The 22560-nt window shown below is 70.1% G+C and carries 9 protein-coding genes; 1 reads left to right on the top strand and 8 read right to left on the bottom strand.

Going from position 1 to position 22560, the window contains the following annotated elements; genetic code table 11:
• Nucleotides 1-128: 128 nt before the first annotated feature.
• A complete protein-coding gene (locus tag K8O92_21955) occupies nucleotides 129-464 on the top strand; it encodes an RNA polymerase-binding protein RbpA (GenBank protein ID UAK30561.1) in 336 nt (111 codons plus the stop codon).
• Between the two features lie 77 nt (nucleotides 465-541).
• Here the strand turns inward: K8O92_21955 and K8O92_21950 are convergent, their stop codons facing one another.
• From K8O92_21950 to K8O92_21915, 8 genes are all read right to left on the bottom strand, one after another.
• Nucleotides 542-1324 (bottom strand): ABC transporter permease, encoded by a 783-nt coding sequence (locus tag K8O92_21950; GenBank protein ID UAK35871.1) that lies wholly within the window; start codon nucleotides 1322-1324, stop codon nucleotides 542-544.
• An 89-nt stretch (nucleotides 1325-1413) separates the two neighbouring features.
• A complete protein-coding gene (locus tag K8O92_21945) occupies nucleotides 1414-2406 on the bottom strand; it encodes an ATP-binding cassette domain-containing protein (protein ID UAK30560.1) in 993 nt (330 codons plus the stop codon).
• Nucleotides 2403-16055, bottom strand: coding sequence for an amino acid adenylation domain-containing protein (locus K8O92_21940; GenBank protein ID UAK30559.1), 13653 nt, complete (start codon nucleotides 16053-16055; stop codon nucleotides 2403-2405). Before K8O92_21940 ends, K8O92_21945 begins: the two co-directional genes overlap by 4 nt.
• Before the next feature lie 381 nt (nucleotides 16056-16436).
• Nucleotides 16437-18092, bottom strand: a complete 1656-nt coding sequence (gene lnt / locus K8O92_21935; protein ID UAK35870.1) for an apolipoprotein N-acyltransferase — start codon at nucleotides 18090-18092, stop codon at nucleotides 16437-16439.
• 1167 nt (nucleotides 18093-19259) lie between these two features.
• Complete coding sequence (locus K8O92_21930) at nucleotides 19260-20858, bottom strand: amidohydrolase family protein (GenBank protein UAK30558.1); 1599 nt, start codon at nucleotides 20856-20858, stop codon at nucleotides 19260-19262.
• A 40-nt stretch (nucleotides 20859-20898) separates the two neighbouring features.
• Nucleotides 20899-21153 (bottom strand): ribbon-helix-helix protein, CopG family, encoded by a 255-nt coding sequence (locus K8O92_21925; GenBank protein ID UAK30557.1) that lies wholly within the window; start codon nucleotides 21151-21153, stop codon nucleotides 20899-20901.
• A 55-nt stretch (nucleotides 21154-21208) separates the two neighbouring features.
• Complete coding sequence (locus K8O92_21920) at nucleotides 21209-21691, bottom strand: FxsA family protein (protein ID UAK30556.1); 483 nt, start codon at nucleotides 21689-21691, stop codon at nucleotides 21209-21211.
• A 91-nt stretch (nucleotides 21692-21782) separates the two neighbouring features.
• Complete coding sequence (locus K8O92_21915; protein UAK30555.1) at nucleotides 21783-22442, bottom strand: response regulator transcription factor; 660 nt, start codon at nucleotides 22440-22442, stop codon at nucleotides 21783-21785.
• Nucleotides 22443-22560 lie beyond the last annotated feature (118 nt).

Genomic DNA, 22560 nt, shown 5'->3' with positions numbered 1-22560 from the left:
CCGCGGCCGCGTCGGGAACTATCGGCGCAGGCCCGATCGTTGTACTTCAGGTCCGGCGAGCGCACCGCGCACTCGTGCGGACACGGTCGCAGCGCACGAAGACTCGAGCACACAGGGAGAGGCACACCATGGCAGATCGCGTACTCCGAGGCAGTCGGCTCGGAGCGGTGAGCTACGAGACCGATCGCGACCACGACCTGGCTCCGCGTCGGATCGCCCGGTACCGGACCGACAACGGCGAGGAATTCGACGTCCCCTTCGCCGACGACGCCGAGATCCCGCCGACCTGGCTGTGCCGCAACGGCCAGGAGGGCGTGCTGATCGAGGGCACCACGCAGGAGGCCAAGAAGGTCAAGCCGCCGCGCACGCACTGGGACATGCTGCTGGAGCGCCGCAGCAAGGAGGAGCTCGAGGAGCTGCTCAAGGAGCGCCTCGAACTGCTCAAGACCCGCCGCCGCGCCTGACGGCCCGCTGATACGGAAACGGCCGCCGCATCTTCTCGATGCGGCGGCCGTTCGCTGTTCGTGTCGTCACTCGCCCGTCAGTGGCTCGCCACCTTGCGATAACGCAGCAGCGCCAGCGGCACGGCCACCGCGAGGATCGCCACCGAGCAGGCCACCGCGTATTCGACACAGTGGTCGGCGGCCCAGCCGCTGGGCGGGACGAAAGTGGGCGGCGAGTCGTTGTCGAACAGCTTGCGTCCCGCCGCCGACACCGCGGTGATCGGATTCCATTCGGCGATCGTGCGCAGGGGCCCGGGCAGGGTCTCGGCCGAGATGAACGCCGAGGAGATGAACGTCAGCGGGAACAGCCAGATCAGCCCCGCGCTCTGCGCCACTTCCACTGTCGGTGACAGCAAGCCGGTCAGCGCGCCGATCCAGGACATCGCGAACGCGAAGAGCAGGATCACGGCGAACGCCAGCACCGCGTCGGTGACGCTGCCGTGGATGCGCCAGCCGACGACGTACCCGCACCCGACCATCACGGCCAAGCTGAGAATGTTGACCACCAGGTCCGACAGCGTGCGGCCCATCAGCACGGCCAACCGCGACATCGGTAGCGCCCGCATCCGGTCGATGATGCCCTTCTGCAGGTCGCCGGCGAGCCCGACGGTGGTGAACGCGGCGTTGAACGCGACCGTCTGGGTGAAGATGCCCGCGAGCAGGAATTCCCGGTACTGCCCACCGCCGAGCGAGGCGCCGAAGATATAGGCGAACAGGAACACGAACATCAACGGCTGGATCGTGGCCGTCACCAGCAGGGTGGGCACGCGCAGGATGGTCAGCAGATTGCGGTGGGCGACGATCGCGCTGTCCCGGAACAGCCGCAGCCGCGGGCCGGAATCCCGCTGCGCCGCGTCTTTTCTCGGCTCCGGCTCCGCCGTCGGGGCTTGTTCCCCGACCATTGCCGTGCTCACGACATGATCTCCTCTGGTAGGTCGTGGTTTTCCGGTGCCATGGCCGGCGCGCTGCCCGGCTTGCCGGTGAGGGAAAGGAATACGTCGTCGAGGCTGGGCCGGTGCACGTTCGCGTCGACGACGCAGACGCCCGCGTCGTCCAGCCTGCGCAGCGCCTCCACCATGGTGCGCGAGCCGTCGCCGACCACCACCGACACCTCCTCGGTGCCTGCCTCGTGCGCGGGCTCGCCGACGCCGATCTGCGCCAACACCGCCAGCGCGGGCGCGGCGGCCTGCCCGGCGGCCAGGGTGACGGTGAGCCGGTCACCACCGATCGAGGTCTTCAGCTCGTCGGCCGAGCCGCGCGCGATCACGCGCCCGTGGTCGATGACGGTGATCCGATCGGCCAGCAGGTCCGCCTCTTCCAGATACTGCGTGGTGAGCAGCACCGTGGTGCCGTCATCGACGAGGTCGCCGATCACCTTCCACATGTCCAGCCTGCCGCGCGGGTCCAACCCGGTGGTCGGCTCGTCCAGTACTACCACGGACGGCCGGGCGACCAGCGCACCCGCGAGGTCGAGCCGCCGGGCCATGCCGCCGGAGTAGGTTCCGGCCCTGCGGTGCGCGGCATAGTCCAGCCCGAGGGCATCGAGCAGTTCGGTGGCCCGGGCGCTCGCCTGTTTCGGGGACATCCCGTACAGGCGAGCCACCATACGCAGGTTCTCGTAGCCGGACAGGTTGGTGTCCACGGCGGCGTACTGACCGGACAGCCCGATCCGTTTGCGCGCCGCCGCCGGGTCACGCAGCACATCGATGCCCGCTACCCGCACCGACCCGGCGGATGGCTTCAGCAGCGTGGTGACGATCCGCACGGTCGTCGTCTTGCCCGCGCCGTTCGGGCCGAGCAAGCCCATCACGGTGCCGGTGGGAATACGTAGGTCGACCTCGTCCAGCACGCGGACCCGGCCATAGTTCTTCACCAGGCCGGTTACCTCCACCGCCAGACTCACCGGTGCGTCTCCTTCGTCTCCAGCCACCTCGACAGCACCGGCCCGATCTCGGCCAGCGCCTCGGGTGTGGTCATCGCGGAATGCCCGCAGCGCAGCTCGTAGTCATGGACCGCGCCGGTGATGTACGGCTGCCATGCCTCGGCGCGCCGATCCGGATCGGCCCGGTTGACCGGGTCGTCGCCCGCGGTGAAGAACAACAGGTCACCGTCGAACGCACGGGGCCGGAAGCTGTGCGCGAGCACGGTGCCGTTCTCGTAGCCGGCGTAGAGCCGCTCCAGATGTTCGACGGTCAGCGCCGCGAACGGCCCGGAACGCGCGCGCAGCAGTTCGGCCGCGTCGCGCAGGCTCATGCCCGGATCGATCTCCCCGTCGAGTTCGTCGCTGCCGAACTCCCCGACGATCTCGGCCACGCTCGGGGTCGCCTCCTCGAGCAATGCGTCCGACAGCCGGTAGCTGTCCATCATCGACAGCAGCGCGACCTCCTCGCCGGCTTCCTGCAGCTGCACCGCCATCTCCTGCGCGATCAGTCCGCCGAGTGACCAGCCGAGCAAGTGGTAGGGCCCCTGCGGCTGGATTTCCTTGATCCGGGCCACGTAGTGGCTCGCGGCCTCGGCGATCGACTCGTGCCCGGCCTCTCCCGCGACATGCGGAGCCTGCAAGCCGTACACCGGGCGGTCCGACGGCAGGTGCGCGAGCAACCCCGAATAGCACCATGCCAATCCGATCGCCGGGTGCACGCAGAACAGCGGCGCCGGGCTTGCCGCGGTACTCGGCCGGATCGGCAGCACCGGCGCCAGCATCGCCGCCACCGCGGCGCCCGAGGTCGCGCCTTCACCGTCCAGCCGCGCCGCGATGGCCGCGGGCGTCGCGTCGCCGAACATCAGCTGCACCGGCAGGTCGATGCCGGTTTCCCGGACGTGCGCAACCACTTTCGTGGCCAGCAGGGAGTTGCCGCCGAGTTCGAAGAACCCGTCGTCCACGCCCACCGACTCGACACCGAGTACCTCGGCGAAGGCCGCGCACAGCGCCTGCTCCGTCGGGGTGGACGGGGCGCGGTAGCCCTCACCCGTGGTGAACACCGGTTCCGGCAGCTTGGCGCGGTCCAGTTTGCCCACCGGGCTCAGCGGCACCTCGTCGAGCAGCATGATCGATTGCGGAACCATGTAGTTCGGCACCAGCCGGGCCAGGTGCCCGGTCAACTCGGCCGCGGTGAGTGTCACGCCGTCGCGGGCCTTGACGTACGACACCAGCGCCGTCGCGCCCGCCGGGGTGCCATGCCCGATGGTGGTGGAGAAGGCCACCGCGCCATGGCGGGCGAGCGCGGCGTCGATCTCACCGAGTTCGATACGGAAACCGCGGATCTTGACCTGATGGTCGGTGCGGCCGACGTACTCGATCTCGTGCGCGGCGTCCGCCGACCCGTTCTCGCGCGTCCCTGCCCACCAGCGCACCAGATCGCCGGTGCGGTACATCCGCTCCCCCGGCTTGCCGAAGGGGTTGGCGACGAACCGCTGGGCGGTCAGACCAGGACGATTCAGGTAGCCACGGGCGAGAGCGTCACCGGCCAGGTGCAACTCCCCGGTCACTCCGATCGGAGCCGGATGCAGTCGCGCGTCCAGGATCGCCGCGTTGACGCCACGGATGGGGCCGCCGATGGTGATCGGCCCACCCGGCGTCATCGGCTGTGAGATGACCGTGACGATGGTCGTCTCGGTGGGGCCGTAGACGTTGTACAGGCTGCGGCCGGGCGCCCACCTGGTCACCAGATCCGGCGGCAGCGCCTCACCGCCGACCAGCACGTGCTGCAACTCGTCGAGTCCGGTGGGGTCGACCGTGCCGAGGGCGGAGGTGGTGATGAACGCGTGGGTGATCCGCTCCTCGGCGAAGACCCGTCGCAGGTCATCGCCGCCGACCACGCCGGTGGGCGTGATCACCAGAGTGGCAGCGCCGCCGAGGGACAGCAGCAGATCGAGCATCGCGGCGTCGAAGCTCGGCGTGGCGAAGTGCAGTACGCGGCACCCCGGCTGGACGTCGAACCGGGACGCCGTCTCGGCGGCGAAGTTCGACAACCCGCCGTGGGTAACCATCACGCCCTTCGGCGTGCCGGTGGAGCCGGAGGTGTAGATCACGTACGCCGGGTTGTCGATCCGCAGCGGGGCGAGGCGCTCGGTCTCGGCGATCGGCTCGTCCGGCGCGTCCAGCACCAGCCCGCGGAAGTCCGGATCGTCGAGCACGATCCACTCCGTGCCCTCGGGCAGCTCGTTGCGGTAGCCCGACAGCGTGATGCCCAGCGCCGCACCGGAATCCGACAGCATGTGCGCGATGCGCTGCTGCGGGTACAACGGGTCGACCGGCACGAACGCCGCTCCGGCCTTGGCCACAGCGAGCACCGTCGCCACCGACTCGACCGATCGCGGGATGCCGAGCGCCACCAGAGTTTCCGGACCGACCCCACGGGCGATGAGCACCCGCGCCAGCCGGTTCGTCCAGCGATCCAGGGCGCCGTAGGTCACCTCGGTACCGTCGGAGACCAGGGCGACCGCGGCGCGGTCGACGCTCGCCGCCTGCTCGAACACCTCGGGGAAGGTGATCGGCCGGTCCGGTTTGCCACCGCGTACCGGCGCCAGGCCCGACCACTCGGCGGGGTCGAGCAGTTCCAGATCGCCCACCGCGGTCGTCGGGCTCGCGGCGATCGCGGCGAGCAACCGGGTCAGCCGCTTGCCGAGCCGCTGCGCGGTCGACTCGTCGAACAGATCCTTCGCATAGTTCACCGCCACGGTGATGCCGGCCGGATCGCGCTGCGCGGTCTGCGTTTCGGTCAACGTGAACTGGAGATCGAACTTGGCGACTCCCGTGTCGATGTCAGCCGCCTCGATGCGCAGTCCGGGCAGGTCCAGCCCGCCGACCGGCTCGTTGCGCACCGACAGCATCACCTGGAACATCGGATGGTGCGCCTGAGATCTGGCCGGGTTGAGCACCTCCACGAGACGCTCGAACGGCAGGTCCGCGTGGGCGAAGGCGTCCAGATCGGTTTCGCGCACCGCGTGCAGCAGGTCGGTGAACCGTGCGCCGGGGTCGAGGCGGGTGCGCAGCACCAGCGTGTTGACGAACATGCCGACCAGCCGGTCCAGGGCGGGGTGACCGCGGCCCGCGATCGGGGTGCCGACGATGATGTCGTCGGTAGCCGTCATGCGGTGCAGCAGCACCGCGAGCGCGGCGTGCAGGACCATGAACAAGCTGACGTTGTTGCCGCCCGCGATCGCCTGCAATTCGCGGTGGGTGACCGGGTCCACCGCGCACTCCACCGTGCCGCCCCGGTAGGACGGAGCAGGCGGACGCGGCCGGTCGGCCGGTACGGTCAGCAACTCGGGGATGCCGTCGAGAGTGTGCCGCCAGTAGTCCAGCTGCTTGCTCACCGCCGAGTCCGGGTCGTCCTCGCTGCCGAGCACGTCCTGCTGCCACAGCGTGTAATCGGCGTACTGGACCTCCGGCTCCGCCCAGTCCGGCGCGTTACCGCCGCAGGCCGCGCGGTAAGCGACGGCGACATCGGCGGCCATCGGCTCGAGCGACCAGCCATCCATCGCGATGTGGTGCACGACCACGACCAGAACATGCTCGGCGGGCTCCACGGGCTCGTCGCCGCCGGTCGACACCGAGATCAGTGCCGCCCGGATCGGAACGGCCGCGGCCAGATCGAACCCCGGTGCGGCGAAACGCCGTACGATGCCCTCCACTTGCTCCGGCCGCACCGTCGCCCGCGACAGCGAGATCGCCGCTTCGGCCGGATCGAGGACGACCTGGGCGGGTGCGCCGTCGCTCTCCGGGAACACCGTGCGCAGGGTCTCGTGCCTGGCCTGCACCGCGTGCAGTGCGCGAATGAGAGCGTCTACGTTCAAGCTGCCGGTCATGCGCAGCACGAGCGGGACGTTGTAGGCGCCGGCCGACTGTCCCGGGGCCGAGCCGCCACCGGCGTTGAAACGGTTGAGGAACCACAGTCGCCGTTGCGCGGCCGACAGCGGGATGCGCTCCGGACGTTGCCTGCGCACCAGCGCGGGGCGGTCGGCGTCGGACTCGGCGCCCGCGTCCAGCAACTCGGCGAGCCCGGCGACCGTCGGCGTGGCGAACACCGTGCGCACGGCCAGTCGCACGTTCGTCGCCGCGGCCAGCCGGGCGACGAGCTGCGTGGCCAGCAACGAGTTGCCGCCGATGTCGAAGAAGCTGTCGTCGGCGCGCACGTCCGCGGCGCCGACGAGCTCACCCATCACCGCGGCGACCAAACCCTCCGTTTCGGTCCGGGGCTCGCGACCGGTGGGGTGCGCGAGGAATCGGGGCTCGGGCAATGCGCTGACATCCAGCTTCCCGACCGGCGTCAGCGGGATCGTGTCCAGCACGGTGATGCCCGCGGGCACCATGTGCGCGGGCAGCCGTCGCGCGACGGAGGCGCGCACCGCCTCGGGGTCCACCCCGGCCGTGCGGTCGGCCGGCTGGACGTAGGCGATGATCCGGTCGGCGCCCGCGATGCGGCGCACCTCGGTGTGCGCGAACCGCACGGACGGGTGTTCGCCGAGCACGGCGGTGACCTCGCCGAGTTCGACGCGGAAACCGCGCAGTTTCACTTGGTGGTCGCTGCGGCCGAGGTAGGCCAGCTCGCCGGAAGCACTCCAGCGCACCACGTCCCCGGTCCGGTACATCCTGGCTCCCGCCGGGCCGTACGGATCGGCCACGAAACGTGCGGCGGTGAGACCGAACCGGTCGAAGTAACCGCGCGCGACACCGTGCCCCGCGAGGTACAACTCGCCGGGAACGCCGACCGGCACCGGGCGCAGCCGCTCGTCGAGCACCAATCCTCGAGCGCCACGCACCAGGCTGCCGATGCTGATCGGTTCGCCGACCCGCAGGGGACCGGACATGGTGATGACGACCGTGGTCTCGGTGGGTCCGTACACATCGCACATCACGCGGCCCGGCGCCCAGCGCGCCACCAGGTCCGGCGCCACCGCCTCACCGCCGACCAGGAGCGCACGCATGTGCGGCAGCGGCCACTGTTCGCGATCGATGGTGGCCAGCGCGGCCGGCGTCATGAAGCCGTGGGAGACCTGCTCGCGGTCCATCAGCGCGGCCAGTTCGTCGCCGCCGTAGATGTCGGTCGGGCAGATCACCATCGCCGCGCCCGCGCCCAACGCGATCAGCAGATCCAGGATCGCCGCGTCGAAACTCGGCGAGGCGAAGTGCAATGTGCGGGAATACTCGTCGACGCCGATGCGGTCGCGGATCTCGTCGGCCAGGTTGGACAGGCCGCTGTGGGTCACCGCGACGCCCTTGGGCTTTCCGGTGGATCCCGAGGTGTAGATCAGGTAGGCCAGATCGGCGACCTGGATGGTGCGCGAGCGTTCGCTATCGTGAATCGGCGCGTCGTCGTGGCCGTCGAGTTCGGCGGCGAACTCGGGACGGTCCAGCAGCAGCCACTCGGTGTGTCCTCCAGCGGGGGCGCCCGCGCGCAGCTGCTCCACATGCGCCGCTACCGTGACGCCGATCGCGCAGCCGGAGTCGGTGAGCATGTGCTGGATCCGGTCGGGTGGGTACTTCGGGTCGACCGGGACGAACGCCGCGCCGGACTTCGCCGCCGCCAGCATCGTCACCACCGAGTCGATCGAGCGGACGAGCCCCAGCGCGACACGCGTCCCGGGGCCGAGTCCGCGCGCGATCAGCGCACGCGCCAGGCGGTTCGAGCGCCGGTCGAGCTCGGAGTAGGTGAGCGATGCCGTGCCGGCGCGCAGCGCCGTGTTGTGCGGATACCGCTGCGCGGTAGCCGTGAAGTACGCGGCCAGCGTGCACGGCGGTGCCGCCTGCCCGCCCCGCGCCGGGGCGAGGGTGCGGTGCTCGTGGTCGGTGCGCGCGTCGACGTCGCGGACCAGTACGCGCGGGTCACCGGTGACGGCCGTGAGCACGCGTAAGAACCGGTCCGCCAGCGTCTCGATCGTCATCGCGTCGAAAAGCTCGGTGGCGTAGACGAATTCGAAAACGCTCTCCGGATCGCCCGAGACGGATCCCGGGCCACCCGCGTCGTTGGAGACGCGCAGCTCCAAGTCGAATTTCGCCAGCGCGATGTCCAACGGCTCCGCGCGCAGCGCGAGGCCGGGCAGTTGCAGTGCCGGCACCGGGCCGTCCTGCACGCTCAGCGCCACCTGGAACAGCGGGTGACGACCCGAGGAGCGGGCCTCCGCGCCGAGTTCCTCCACGATGCGCTCGAACGGAATGTCGGCGTGCGCCATCGCGGCCAGCTCGGTGTCCCGGTCGGCGCGCAGCAGATCGGCGAAGCTGCGGTCCGGGTCCACGTCCGAACGCAGCACCAGCGTGTTCACGAACATGCCCACCAGGTCGTCGAGCTTGGTGTCGGTACGGCCCGCCACCGGTGTGCCGATCACGATGTCGCGACCGCCGGTGACGCAGCGCAGCAGCACCGCGAACGCCGAACGCAGCACCATGAACGTGCTGACGCCCTGTTCGCCTGCCAGCGCGGCGAGCCCGCGCCGCAGCTGCTCCGGCACCGCGAAGCGCACCGTCCCGGCCTGCTGCGTCGGCTCCGAGGGACGCGGCCGGTCATAGGGCAGCGGCAGCTGGTGGGGGATGCCGGCCAGCGCGGTACGCCAGTACTCCAGCTGGGTCGCCGCGACACTGCCGGGGTCGTCTTCGGAGCCCAGGCAGGCACGCTGCCAGAGCCCGAAGTCGGCGTACTGCACCGGCAGCGGCGTCCACGACGGGGCATCTCCCTCGTGCCGCGCCGCGTACGCGACAGCGAGGTCCCTGGTCAGCGGACCGAGCGACCAGCCGTCGGCGGCGATGTGGTGCACCACCACGCCGAGCAGGTAACGCTCGGGCGCGGTGCGCAGCAGCGCCAGACGCACGGGCGTCTGCTTGGTGAGATCGAATCCGTTGTGCGCCAACGACTCCAGCGCGTCCTTCGCGCCGGAGTCGTCGATGTCGGTGACCGTCAGATCCGGCACGGCCCGCTCGACCGGAAGCACGACCTGCTGTGCGCCCTCGGCGTCCTCCGGGAAGACGGTGCGCAGCACCTCGTGTCGTCGCAGCACGTCGGTGAGCGCCTCCCGCAGCGCGGGCACGTCCAGATCTCCGGCGACGCGGATCACGAAAGCGATGTTGTAGGCACTCGATTCGGGCGCGAAGCGGTTGAGGAACCACAGACGCTGCTGCGGCAGCGACAATGGGATACGTCCCGGACGCGGCGTCCGCACCGCCAGCGCCGGCCGCCGCGTCCGGGGCGCTCGGTCCACATGCGCGGCGATCCCGGCGACCGTGGGCGCCTCGAAGATCGACCGTACCGGCAGCTCCACACCGAACTCCGCGTGTAGCGCGGCGGCGAGCCGGGTAGCCAGTAGCGAGTTGCCGCCGAGGTCGAAGAAACTGTCCTCGGCTCCGGTGACCGGGCGCCCGAGCACCCCGCCGAACACGCCTGCCACGGCCAGCTCCAGTGCCGTGCTCGGCGCGCGAGACGTCCCGGCGGCCGCGAACACCGGTTCCGGCAACGCCTTTCGGTCCAGCTTGCCCGCGGGAGTGACCGGGATCTCGTCGAGTACGGCCACCGAGGCCGGGACCATGTAGCCTGGCAGCCGCCTGCGCGCGGTTTCCAGCACCGCCCGCGCCTCCACCGGACGGTCGGCCGTGACATACGACGCGAGCCGCACCTGGCCGTGCTCGTCGGTGTGCACCACGGTGAGCGCGAACCGGACACCGGGATGCAGGCGCAGCACGTTGTCGATCTCGCGCAGTTCGATGCGGAAACCGCGGATCTTGATCTGGTCGTCCGCGCGTCCGAGGAACCGCAGCTGCCCCGACCGCTCCATGACGACCAGGTCGCCGGTGCGATACATCCGCTCCCCGCGCCTGCCGTGCGGGTTGGCCACGAACCGTTGCGCGGTCAGGCCGCAACGCCCGTGGTAGCCGCGCGCGACACCGGGACCCGACACGTACAGCTCGCCCGGCGTGCCGGGCGGGACCGGGTGCAACCGGTTGTCCAGCACGAACAGTCGCATGCCGCGCACGGGCGTCCCCAGCGGCACCGGACGGCCCGGCTCCATCGGCCCGCTCGCGGTCGCCGCGACGGTGGCCTCCGAGGGACCGTACATGTTGTGCATGCGATGTCCGGCGGTCCAGGTCTCGACGAGTTCCTCCGAGCAGGCGTCGCCGCCGACGATGACCGTCGCCAGCTCGTCGAGCCCCTCGTTCGGCACGGTGGCCAGCGCGGCGGGTGTGACGAAGGCGTGGGTGACCCGCTCCTCGCGCAACAGTGTGGCCAGCTCGGCGCCGCCGTACATGCCCGAGGGGGCGATCACCATCGTCGCGCCCGCGGCGAAACCGAGCAGCATCTCCAGCACCGACGCGTCGAAGCTGGGCGAGGAGAAGTGCAGCGTGCGCGCCGCGTCCGTGATGCCGAACAGGTGGTTCTGCTCACCGGCGAGGGAGGCGATGCCCGCGTGGGTGACGACCACCGCTTTCGGCGTGCCGGTGGAGCCGGAGGTGTAGATGAGATAGGCCGGGTGGCTCACCCGCAGCGGATGGTGCCGTTCCTCGTCGGTGATCGGATCCGCCGAGTGACCTCGGAGTTCTGCCGTCAGTTCCGCGGAGCCGAGAACCAGCCAGTCGACGTAGGCCTTGCGGTGCTTGCCCCGCGCCGTGGGCCAAGCGGGCATGGCCGCGAGGCATTCGGGATCGGTCAGGCCCACCATCGCGCCCGAGTCACCGATCATGTGCGCGATTCGCTCGCCCGGGTAGTTCGGATCGATCGGCACATACGCCGCACCGGTTTTGGCGACCGCCCACACTGCGGTGATCGCGTCGAGACCGCGCGGCAGCGCGATCGCGACGACCGTCTCTGGACCGGCGCCGTGGTCGATGAGGGCGCGCGCCAGCGTGTTCGAGCGCTCGTCGAGTTGGCGGTAGGTGGTGTCGGCGCCGAGGTAACGCACCGCCACCGCGCCCGGCACGCGGCGTGCGGTGTCGGTCAGCAACGTGGCCAGGGTGATCGGCGGCTCGGCGGGTGCGCCCCCGATGGGCACCAGGTTCTCGGTTTCCCTGCGGTCCAGGATCGGCAGGTCGCCCACCGGCAGTTCGGGGGCGGCCACGCCGCCGGCGAGCACCGCGATGAAACGGCGGGCGAACGACTGCACCGTGGAACGGTCGAAAACATCGGTCGTATAGCCGAATTCGGCCGACAGCGGTCCGTCGCCGGAGTCGTCGTGCACGACCAGCTGCAGGTCGAACTTGGCGACGTCGGAGGCGATCGGCAGCACTTCGGCACGCACACCGGGCAGATCGATCCGCAGGTCCGGCGCGTGGTCGTAGGACAGCATCACCTGGAACAGCGGGTGGCGCGAGGGGGAACGCTCCGGGTTGGCCACCTCGACCAGCCGCTCGAACGGCACGTCGGCGTTGGCGAAGGCGTTGAGGTCGGTCTCGCGCACCACGTCGAGCATCCGGTCGAACCCGGATCCCTGGTCGACCGCGGTGCGCAGAACCAGCGTGTTGACGAACATGCCGACCAAGTCGTCGAGCGCCGGATCGGAACGGCCCGCGATCGGGGTGCCGATGGCGATGTCATCGCTCGCGCACAACCGCGACAGCAGCGTCGCCAGCGCCGCGTGCAGCACCATGAACATGCTCACGCCCCGGCTGGCCGCGAGCTCGATCGCGCCGCGGCGGATCTCCGCCGGAATGGTGAACTCGACGCGGCCGCCGACGGTCGATCGGCGCAGTGGACGCGGGCGGTCCAGGGGGAGGTCGAGTTGCTCGGGGAGCCCGGCCAGCGCCGAACGCCAGTGCGTCAGCTGGCGGCTGAGCGCACTGGCCGGATCGGATTCCTCGCCGAGCAATTCGCGCTGCCACAGCGCGAAGTCGGCATACTGCACCGGCAACTGCGTCCACTGCGGCGCGACACCGTTCGCACGCGCCGCCACCGCGGTCATCAAATCCTTGGCCAGCGGCGCGATGGACCAGCCGTCACCGCAGATGTGATGCAGGACGATGAGGAAGACGTGCCGCTGCGCTCCGGTGCGGTAGAGGGCAACCCGGATCGGGGCCTGGGCGCGTAGATCGAAGCCGTAGCCGGCGTACTCGGTCGCCAGCCCGGCCACGTCGTCGTCGGTGACATCGATCGGGTCGAGCGTCAGCGGGATCGCGTCTGCCGGGTGGATCAGCTGGTAGGGCCCGTCCGGCGATTCGGGGAAGGTGGTGCGCAGGCTCTCGTGCCGCTCGATCACATCGACCAGACCCGCCCGCAGCGCGGCCACGTCAAGGGGTCCCTCCACCGCGACGGCCAGCGGCATGTTGTACGCGGCGGCATGCTCGGAGAACCGGTTCAGGATCCACAGCCGCTGCTGCGCCTGCGACAGCGGAATCCGCTCCGGCCGCTCGGCCGGCGCCAGCCGCGGTGAGGACGCGTCGGTGGTCTGCATGGCGAACCGCTCGGTGAGCGCGTCGATCGTGGCGGCCTCGAACAGATCCCGGATGCTCAGCGCGGTGCCGAGCGCGGCGTTGATCCTGGCCACCGCCCGAGCGGCGATGAGCGAGTTGCCGCCCATATCGAAGAAGTTGTCCTGGATGCCGATCTCGGTGTCGAGGACCTCGGCGAAGATGCCCGCGAGCACTCGCTCGACCTCGGTGCGCGGTTCGGCGATCGGCCGGATCGAACGCGGCCCGAACACGGGAGCGGGCAGCGCTTTGCGATCGATCTTGCCGTTGGCGCTCAACGGTAGCTCGTCGAGTTCCATCAGCGCGGAGGGCACCATGTACCCGGGCAGCGTATGGCGCAGGGTGGTGAGCAGCGCTGAGGTGTCCAGCCGGGCGTCGTCGTGCTCCTGCCTGGCGACGACGTAGGCGACCAGCTCGTCACCGGCGCGTCCGGTGTGCGCCACGCACACCGCGCGAGCGACCTTCGGGTCTTCGAGCAGGGCGGCCTCGATCTCACCGAGTTCGATGCGCAGGCCGCGGATCTTGACTTGGAAATCGCTGCGGCCCAGATATTCCAGCACACCCGGCTCCGCGCCGGAGCGGCCGATCTGCCAGCGGGCCAGGTCGCCGGTGCGGTACATCCGCGCGCCCGGGGTGAAGGGGTTGGCCACGAACCGGTCGGCGGTGAGCCGCGGCTGTCCGAGGTAGCCGCGAGCCAGTTGGATCCCGGCGAGATACAGTTCGCCGACCACGCCGGGCGGAACGGGCCGCAGCCGGTCGTCCAGCACATACGTCTGGGTGTTCCACACCGGCGAACCGATCGGCACGGCGCTCGCGTCGGGCGGGCACGGCCAATAGGTGACGTCCACGGCGGCCTCGGTGGGGCCGTACAGGTTGTGCAGTTCGGACGCGGGTAACGCCGCGTAGAACTCGCGCACCGTGGCGGCGGGCAGCGCCTCGCCACTGCAGAACACCCGGTGCAGACTGGTGCAACCGCGCAGATCGGCCTCCGTAACGAAGACCGACAGCATGGACGGCACGAAATGCGCTGTGGTGACGCGCTTGCGGGCGATGATCCGCGCGAGGTACTCCGGGTCGCGGTGCCCGTCCGGCGCGGCGACGACCAGCCGTGCGCCGATCTGTAAGGGCCAGAAGAACTCCCAGACCGAGACGTCGAAGGTCGCCGGGGTCTTCTGCAGCACCGCGTCGGCGCGGCTGAGCGGATACTCGTGCTGCATCCAGCGCAGGCGGTTGACGATGGCGGCATGAGTCACACCGACGCCCTTGGGTTTTCCGGTCGATCCGGAGGTGAAGATCACGTAGGCCAGGTGGCCGGGGCGTAACTCGCCTCTGCGATCGGCGTCGGTGATCGGCGCGTCGTCGAAGGCGGACGCCTGCGCGGAGTCGATGTCCAGCCGGGTGGCGATCGCGGGCAGTTCGATCTCGTCGCGGGCCACCGTGAGCACACACAGCGGCTCGGCCTGACGGACGATCTGCCCGATCCGCTCGGCCGGATGCTCGGTGTCCAGCGGTAGGTACGCCGCCCCGGACTTGATGATCGCGTACATGCCGACCACCAGGTCGAGGCTGCGGCGTAGGCACAGACCGACCGTCGTGTCGGGTCCGGCGCCCCGCGCGATGAGCAGCCGAGCCAGGCGGTTGGCGCGGGCGTCGAGTTCGGCGTTGGTCAGCGCCTCGTCGCCGAATTCGAGCGCGATCGCCTCCGGGTCGGTCGCGACGCGCTCGGCGAAGAGGCTCGCCAGTGTGCCTTCTTGCCGGGTCGCCTCGGTGGCGTTCCAGCCGTGCAGGACCTGTTCCCGCTCGGCCAGGGTGATCGCGCCGAGCGACTCGGTGGGCTGCGTCGCTTCAGCTGCCAGGAACCGGCCGAGGAAGTCCAGATAGCGTGCGTGATGCACGTTCACCTCGGCCTCGCCGTAGAGGCGGGGGTTGGCTTCGAAGTCGACGTGCAAGCGCCCGCCCGCGCCGTTGTAGACGTTGACCGAGAGGTCTTCCACCGGGCCGGTGGCCAGCACGTGCATGGAGCCGACCAGGCTGCCGAAACGCAGCTCCTCGTGGAACAGCATCAGGTTGACCATCGGACCGAAGAACCCGCGGGCGTCGCGGGAGTAACCGCTGTCGCGCCGGATGTCGTCGTGCCGGTAGCGCTGATGACGCAGGGCGCCGGTGATCTGCAGCTCGACGACTTTCACCAGGTCGCCGATCGTGGTGGACTCGTCGAACCGCAGCCGGATCGGCACGACGTTGGACACCACGCCCGCCGAGCGGCGCAGCGACACCGTGGTGCGCGCCGAGACCGGCAGGCTCAAGACCACGTCCGGGTTTCCCGTCACCGACCGCACGTAGACGGCCAGCGCCGCGACGAACACCGCCGAATCGGTCGTGTTCCAGGCGCTGGTCGCCGCCTCGATCGCGGCATGGTGTTCGTCGGTCAGCACGGCGGCGGCCAGCCTGCGTCCGGCGTCGTGCGTGGCGGCGCCGAGCCTGGTCCCGCCCAGGCTCACCGGCTCGCCCACCCCCGACAGCTGCCCTGCCCAGTACTCGCGATCGCTCTGGAAGCGGCTGGAGTCGTGGTAGCGCGCCTCGTCGGCGTAGATCTCGGCCAGCGGAGTCGCCCGCGAGGCGACCGGCTCGGTTCGGTTCTCCAGTGCGGTGTAGATCTCCGCGGTACGGGTCAGTGCGTTCATCGCGCCGTAACCATCGATGACGATGTGGTGGGCGAACGAATACCAGATGTAGTCGGTCTCCCCGATCCGCAGGACCGCGTTGGAGGTCAGTGGGTCGCGTTCCAGATCGATCGGCGAACTCGTGTGCTCGTGCATCCAGCGCAGCGCCGCGGCGTACGGATCGGCTTCACCACGCAGGTCGATACGGACCCAGCCCGGCCGGTGCACCGGATCCACGATCTGATACGGAGTGCCATCGATCTCCACCAAGCGCAGCTGACCCACCTGGGTCTCGGCGCCGAAACGCTCGATCGCGTACAGCAGCCGTCCCTCGTCCAGGTCGCCGTGTATCTCGACGTACTGGGAGATCGTCAACGGTACGTCGGGCCGGATGCGCTGCGCGTACCAGAGAGCCGTCTGTGCGGGTGACAGTGCAAACGGTTGTGCCGAAAATTCGCCGGATGAACATTGGTCGACGCGATCCGTGGCCAATGAACTCATCAATCACTCCGTTCTGCCGCTGTTGACGCAACTCCCCGAGCACCACTACAGCAAACGCACGCGCGCCTGCCGTAGGACGTGATCCACGCCCTATGATTCGGAGCATCGCCTAAGCCGGATTGCCGACGTTTTGGATTTGTTTCACATCCAACGTCCTTGGCAGAAGGCCACTTTGGTTGGTTACATTTCCGCAAACATTGTGACTCAACTAGGTCGAACCGAAGCAAAACGGGCTCTGACCAGACTGTTCGATGGTACTTCGCCAGGCGTCCCGCTTGTCAGGCGAACGTTGCGCAACTTAATTCCGCACCTTTACTTTCGGGGCGGTGGAGGAAAGAACATACCGAAAGTTCGGTTAACGCTGGCTCGGCAGGGAACCCGCTATCGGCCGGCGACGGCTCGACCGCCGGTCCGGGCGCCCTCCCGCGCGGATGATCGCCGCCGAATAACGGCGGCCGGTACGGCAACAGCCGTCAGGATAACGAACAACCGCTCCGGCGCAGGTCCTATTCGCGTTGCGATAGTGGTGCCATCGCGCAACGGAAGCTCGGCGACCAGGGCTGCGGGCACGAACAACGCGGTTTCCTGCCGCACAGCGCCATCGGCGGCGATAATGGCGCTGACACCCGACGTGGCGGCGACGACCAGCGCTCGACCGTGCTCTACGGCACGGATGCGGGACATGGCCAGCTGCTGATAGGTCATCTCGCTGTCGCCGAAGGTGGCGTTGTTCGTTGGCACGGTGAGCAGCTGCGCGCCCGCGCGCATCGCGTCTTCGAACGACCGGTCGAAGGCCACTTCATAGCACGTTGCGACGCCTATGTCGATACCTGCCGCGTGCACAACTCCGTCACCATTTCCCGGCACGAAATATCCCGCCCGATCGGCGTATTCGGAGAAAAGCCGGAAAAATCCGCGCATCGGCAGGTACTCGCCGAAGGGCTGGATGATCTTTTTGTCGTGCCGTTCGCCCGGCCCCCCCGCGCCGTTCCACACCATCACCGAGTTGGTCGTCGTCCGATCCGGGTTGATCAGCACGGCACCGACCAGGATGGGCGCGCCGATCCGCTCGGAGGCCGCGGTGATCAGGGCGGCGGCGTCGGCGTTGCGCAACGGGTCGATATCCGAGGAGTTCTCCGGCCAGATCACCACATCGGGCCGAGGGGAGCGGCCCGCCGCTACCTCGGCGGCCAGTTCTTCGGTGCGCCGTACATGGTTGTCCAGCACAGCCCGCCGTTGCTCGTTGAAGTCCAGTCCGAGCCGCGGCACGCTGCCCTGGATCGCCGCGACCGTGACCGTTCGATCGCCCTCGTCCGGATCGGGCAGGGCAGAGGTGAGCAGGAGACCGGTGAGCGGCATGACGAGCAGGGTGAAAGCCGCAGCGGCGTACCCGAGTCGAGTCGCCGGGGCAGGTCCACTCGGAGTGTGCCGCCCGGGCCGCTCGATCCCGTCTCCGGCGGATCCGCTCCCCTTACCGGCGGTATTTCGCCACAGCAGCGAGACCAGCGCCGCCGTACCGGTTCCGGTGAGCGCCACCGCGAATCCGACCAGCGGGGCGCCGCCGACCGCTGCCAGCGACAGGAACCAGCCTTCGGCTTGGCCGAAGGCCAAACGGCCCCAGGGGAATCCGCCGAACGGGAAGCTGGATCTACCCCACTCGGCGGTGGTCCAGGCCAGCGCCACCCACAGCGGCCAGCCGGGCAGCGCGCCGATCAACCGGGCGAGCAGGCCGAACACGCCCACGTACAGCGCGCACACGGTGGACAGCGCCAGCCACGGCAACGGCCCGACGTAGATACCGGTCCACGGCAGCAGCGGGACGAAAAACGCCAGACCGCCCAGGAATCCGTACCCGAAGCCCGCCCGCAGACGTCCGTCGCCGCGTACGGTGAGGGTGAGCACCGCGATGCCCAGCGGTGCGAGAAACCACCACGGCCGGGGCGGGAAGCTGCCGAACAACAGCAGCCCGGCGAAGATCGCCGCCGCCGAGCGCGCCGCCACCGGATGCCGGGATACCGCCGCCCAGGCCGGTCGCATCGCTCCGAGCACTCGCTCTCGCACCATCACTCGGCCACTGTCCGGCACGGCGCCTGCGACCGCCAGTCGGCCGATGGGCACCGGACAGCCGATGGGCGCAATCCACCAACGGTTCGCCACCCGGCGGAACCCGGCCACGGGCTCACTATGACGCTTCTCACACCGGGCGTCGAAAACGCCATGCCTCGCGTGCGCAGAGCAGTCCCAGCGCACCGCACAACCCGGGTGGGCGCGACCGCGTCGGTGAGGTTACGGCCCAGACGACCACGAACCACCATGTACGAATCGGCTGGTGCGCACTCTGCGATCGCGGATGGCCGCGGAAGCGTCGACCACCGGGTGGGCGATGTCGGCTCCGGGCTCGGACTCCACCGGACGGACCGGCGTCTCTCAGGCGAGACAAGTGGCGTGTGCCTGGGCGGCACCGAGTGCCATCTCAGGCCTGGACGCCGTCGGCCGGAGCGGCCGCTGGGGGTTGCCATCGGAGCGTCGGCTCGCCGAGCGGCGCAGAGTGTGGTCGAAGCGGCCCGGTGGCGATCCGCTTCACCCGGCGCAGTCTGTGGCTGCCGGTTCAGTACGCGGCAGCACCCCGCGGCGGACACGACACGAGTCACACGTCGATGGCCGACTGTGTGGGAGCCGACCTGGGTGCACCCGTCGATCGACGACCGCGACCGGACCGTGAAGCCCTCTACGGCGGGGGTTCGGGTCAACTCCGTCCTGCGCCCCACCGGACGCCACTGCGCGCGGGCAGGCCACCGGACGGTGCGGTACCGGCCTTGCGAGGCTTGCGCCCACAACGGCGTGGCCGGACTTCCGACAGCGGCTTCCCACAGCGAGCCGGTCGAGTAGACGGAAGCGGACACTTCCGTCGCTCGCCCGCCCACGTCATACCGCTCTGCACTCTCGCTCCACGCCCAGCGCGGTGACTCGGCGGTCCGGGATCGCGCCTCGACGATGGCGCGGCGGGGCGTCCGCGCCGTGATCGTCGGCGAGTCCATCAGGAGATCCGCGACCCGCGCCCCTCCCGGCGACCCCCCGTCCAGCGGTTCCGCCCCGGGCGTGAATTCTCCGAGCGGCCGGCCATCCCTACCGCAACCCCGGTGATCACGCACACGAACGCCGGTCATGGAGCCGTCGGCAACCATCGGCTCCGCGACCGCTCGCTCATTTCGCATAGATCGTCACTCCCCGATGCACGGTGCGCAGGCACGTGGGCAGCGGTGAATCCGATTCCAGCGCGGGCAATCCCGGCACGCGCGAGCGCGGATCGGTGGACCAGCGCTGCACCGAGTCCGCGGCGGCGACGACGACGAGTTCGTCGGCATCCCAGATCGCGTAGGACGCGGGAGCCCCGGGTACCAGGGTCCCCGCCACCCCGTCGCGCACCCCACCCGCACGCCAGGCCCCCCGCGTGGCCGCGGCGAAGGCCGCGCGTGGGGACAGGCCGTGGCCGGGTGTGCGATGGTTGGCCGCGGCCCGCACCGCCGCCCACGGATCGAGCGCCGTGACCGGGGCGTCGGAGCCGATCGCCAGGGCGACGCCTGCCGAGGCCATGGCGGCGAACGGATTCAGCGTCGCGGCCCGATCGGCCCCCAGCCGCGCGGCGTACATGCCGTCCGGGCCGCCCCAGGCAGCGTCGAATCCCGGTTGCACGCTGGCGATCACACCCCAGCGCGCCAGCAGCTCGATGTGCTCGGCGTGGATCAGTTCGGCGTGTTCGACGCGGTGTCCGAGCGCCGCGACGGCAGGGCCGCCGAGTTCGGCGACCACCCGTCGGACACCGGCGACGACCGCGTCCATGGCGGCGTCACCGATCACGTGGAATCCCGCCTGGATACCGGCGACGGTGCAGGCGCGAACGTGGTCGGCGATCGCCTCGGCATCGAGATAGCTTCGGCCGCAGCCGGTCTCGTCGGCATAGGGCGCACGCAGCCGAGCGGTGTGCGAACCGAAGGAGCCGTCCACGAACAGGTCACCGCCGAGGGCGTGCACGCCGAGTTCCGCGATCAGGGCGCGGGCCTGCTCCGCGCTGCGCACCGCCTCCCCCCAGTAGGCCCGCACCTGCACGCCGTGTTCGAATTCGAGCAGTTCGCGTACGTCGGTGCGCCCCGCGATCTCCGGGCCGGCGCATTCGTGGACCGCGACGACGCCGTGCGCGGCGGCATGGTCCAGCGCCGCGGCGCGCGCTCGATCCCGTTGCGCCCGAGACAGACGCGCGAGCGCGGCGGTGCGCACCAAGTGGTGGGCGGCGGCCCGCACGGGCTGGCCACGGGTGAATCCGTCGGTTGTCGCCAGCTCGGGCAGCGTGTCCAGCAGCGCCGAGGACGCCACCGCTGAGTGCGCGTCCACACGCGAGAGGTAGACCTGCCGCCCGGCGCCCGCCGCCGCGTCGATCTCCGCGACCGTGGGCGGCCGCCCGTCCGGCCAGGCTGTCTCGTCCCACCCGTCGCCCAGGACGGCGCCGTCCGGATGTGCCTCGGCATAGTCTCGCAGCAGCCGCAGGCAGTGCTCGAGCGACCGTGCGGCAGACAGGTCCAGTCCGGTCAGCTTCAGGCCCAGCGCGGTGAGGTGCACGTGCGGGTCGACGAACGCGGGGGCGACGAATGCACCGTCGAGGTCGACGATCTCCGCGTCCGGGTGCAGCACGCGGCCGGGCTGCTCGGCGCCCAGCCAGACGACGGTACCGTCGCTCACCGCCATCGCCGTGGCGTCGGGTGAACTGGCGCTGTAGAAACGACCGCCGATCAGCAACTGGGTACTCACGAGGCACCAGTCTGCCGTATGCCCGATCCGGCGGTTCCGGTCAGCCGTTCAGGACGGGGTGGCGCGCCAGATCCTCCGATTGCGCCAGCACCGCCATCACCTCCGCGTATTCCGGCGGCGCGCCACCGGTCCCCGCGGCCGCCGTGGGCAGGCAGCCCGCCTCCACCGCGATCAGCTCCAGCCGCAGCGCCGCGGCCGTGAATCCGGAAATCGACTGTCCCGCAGCAGCCGCCGCACGTTTCACCGCGGCGGCCAGCTCCTCGCTCACCGTCACGGTGAGTTGCTCGGTGGCCATCGCGCCACGATAGCCCTTCGCGGGACCACACGGAACCGGCTGCGGCGATTCGCCCTCAGGGCGAGGTGATCGCGCGGCGCGCGTTGCCCTGGCCATCGTCGTACCACTGCCCCACGACGACACCGTCGACCACTTCGCCGCCGTCGATGACCACGCCACGGTAGGACGCGGCCGCGGCGAGCCCGCGGAAGCGGCGTGCGGCGAAGGCCGTGACCAGCGGACGCACCAGCAGCCGCGTCGGCGGCAGCAGCAGGAGCAGACCGAACAGAGAGGTGACCAGGCCGGGCACGAACATCAGCACCCCACCGGCGGCGACCAGGGCGCCGTCGGCCACGGCGGTCCCTGGCGCCACTTCCCCGCGGGCGGCCCGGCGGAACTGCTCGAACACCCGCCGCCCCTGCGAGCCGACCAGCAGCATGCCCGCGACCGACCCGGCGATCAGCACCAGGATGGCGGGCAGGACGCCGAGCAGCTGACCGACTGTGACCAGGGCGGCGACTTCGACGACGACGTACAGCACGAACAACAACGCGGGCATGGCGATCCTTTCGGACGATCTACCCGGTTCAACGTCTTACACCCGGATTTTTCTCCCGATGCGCCTGATAGGTCGCTGAGATCGCCCGGCCTCAGCCGCCGGGCCGCACCAACCCGGTCTCATAAGCCAGCACGACCGCCTGAACCCGGTCCCGCAGGCCGAGTTTCGTGAGCACCCGCCCCACATGCGTCTTGACCGTTGCCTCCGACAGGTACAACTGCTCGGCGATCTCGGCGTTGGAGCGTCCGGCCGCGATCTGCTCGAGCACTTCGCGCTCGCGGGCGGTGAGCACGTCGAGCACCCCGGGGTCGCGGGTACGCGCCGGATTCTCCGCGATGAGCCGGTCCAGCAGGCGTTTGGTGACCTTCGGCGAGACCACGGCGTCACCGGCGGCGACGCTGCGGATGGCCGAAACGAGGTCCTCCGGCGGGGTGTCCTTCAGCAGGAACCCGCTCGCTCCCGCGCGCAGCGCGCCCAGTGCGTGCTCGTCCAGGTCGAAGGTCGTCATGACGAGCACTCTGCTGCCGTGTCCGGCCTCCACGATGCGGGTGGTGGCGACGACCCCGTCCACCACGGGCATCCGCACGTCCATCAGCACGACGTCGGGTCGCAGTTCCGCCGCTCTGGCGACCGCGGCGGCGCCGTTGGCGGCCTCACCGACCACCTCGATGTCAGGGTGTGCGCCGAGCACCATCTTCAATCCCATTCGCATGAGTTCCTGGTCATCGACGACGAGAACGGTGATCGGCACGTCCCCAATGTAACGTGGCCGCTTCCGCGCACCGGTCGAGCTGGGCGCGACAGGTTTCGTCCGGGTGACGCCCGAATCGCGGGGCCGAGCGAATCCGACTGTGGCGCAGCGTTCTACA

The organism is Nocardia asteroides, from assembly GCA_019930625.1.
Classification (GTDB): domain Bacteria; phylum Actinomycetota; class Actinomycetes; order Mycobacteriales; family Mycobacteriaceae; genus Nocardia; species Nocardia sputi.
This window is presented reverse-complemented; position numbering and strand designations above follow the sequence as displayed.

Bases quoted from the DNA above. Each gene is read 5' to 3' on its own strand.
- K8O92_21955 (UAK30561.1), top strand. From the start codon at position 129: ATGGCAGATCGCGTACTCCGAGGCAGTCGGCTCGGAGCGGTGAGCTAC.
- K8O92_21940 (UAK30559.1), bottom strand. From the start codon at position 16,055: ATGAGTTCATTGGCCACGGATCGCGTCGACCAATGTTCATCCGGCGAA.
- lnt (UAK35870.1), bottom strand. From the start codon at position 18,092: ATGCGACCGGCCTGGGCGGCGGTATCCCGGCATCCGGTGGCGGCGCGC.
- K8O92_21925 (UAK30557.1), bottom strand. From the start codon at position 21,153: ATGGCCACCGAGCAACTCACCGTGACGGTGAGCGAGGAGCTGGCCGCC.
- K8O92_21920 (UAK30556.1), bottom strand. From the start codon at position 21,691: ATGCCCGCGTTGTTGTTCGTGCTGTACGTCGTCGTCGAAGTCGCCGCC.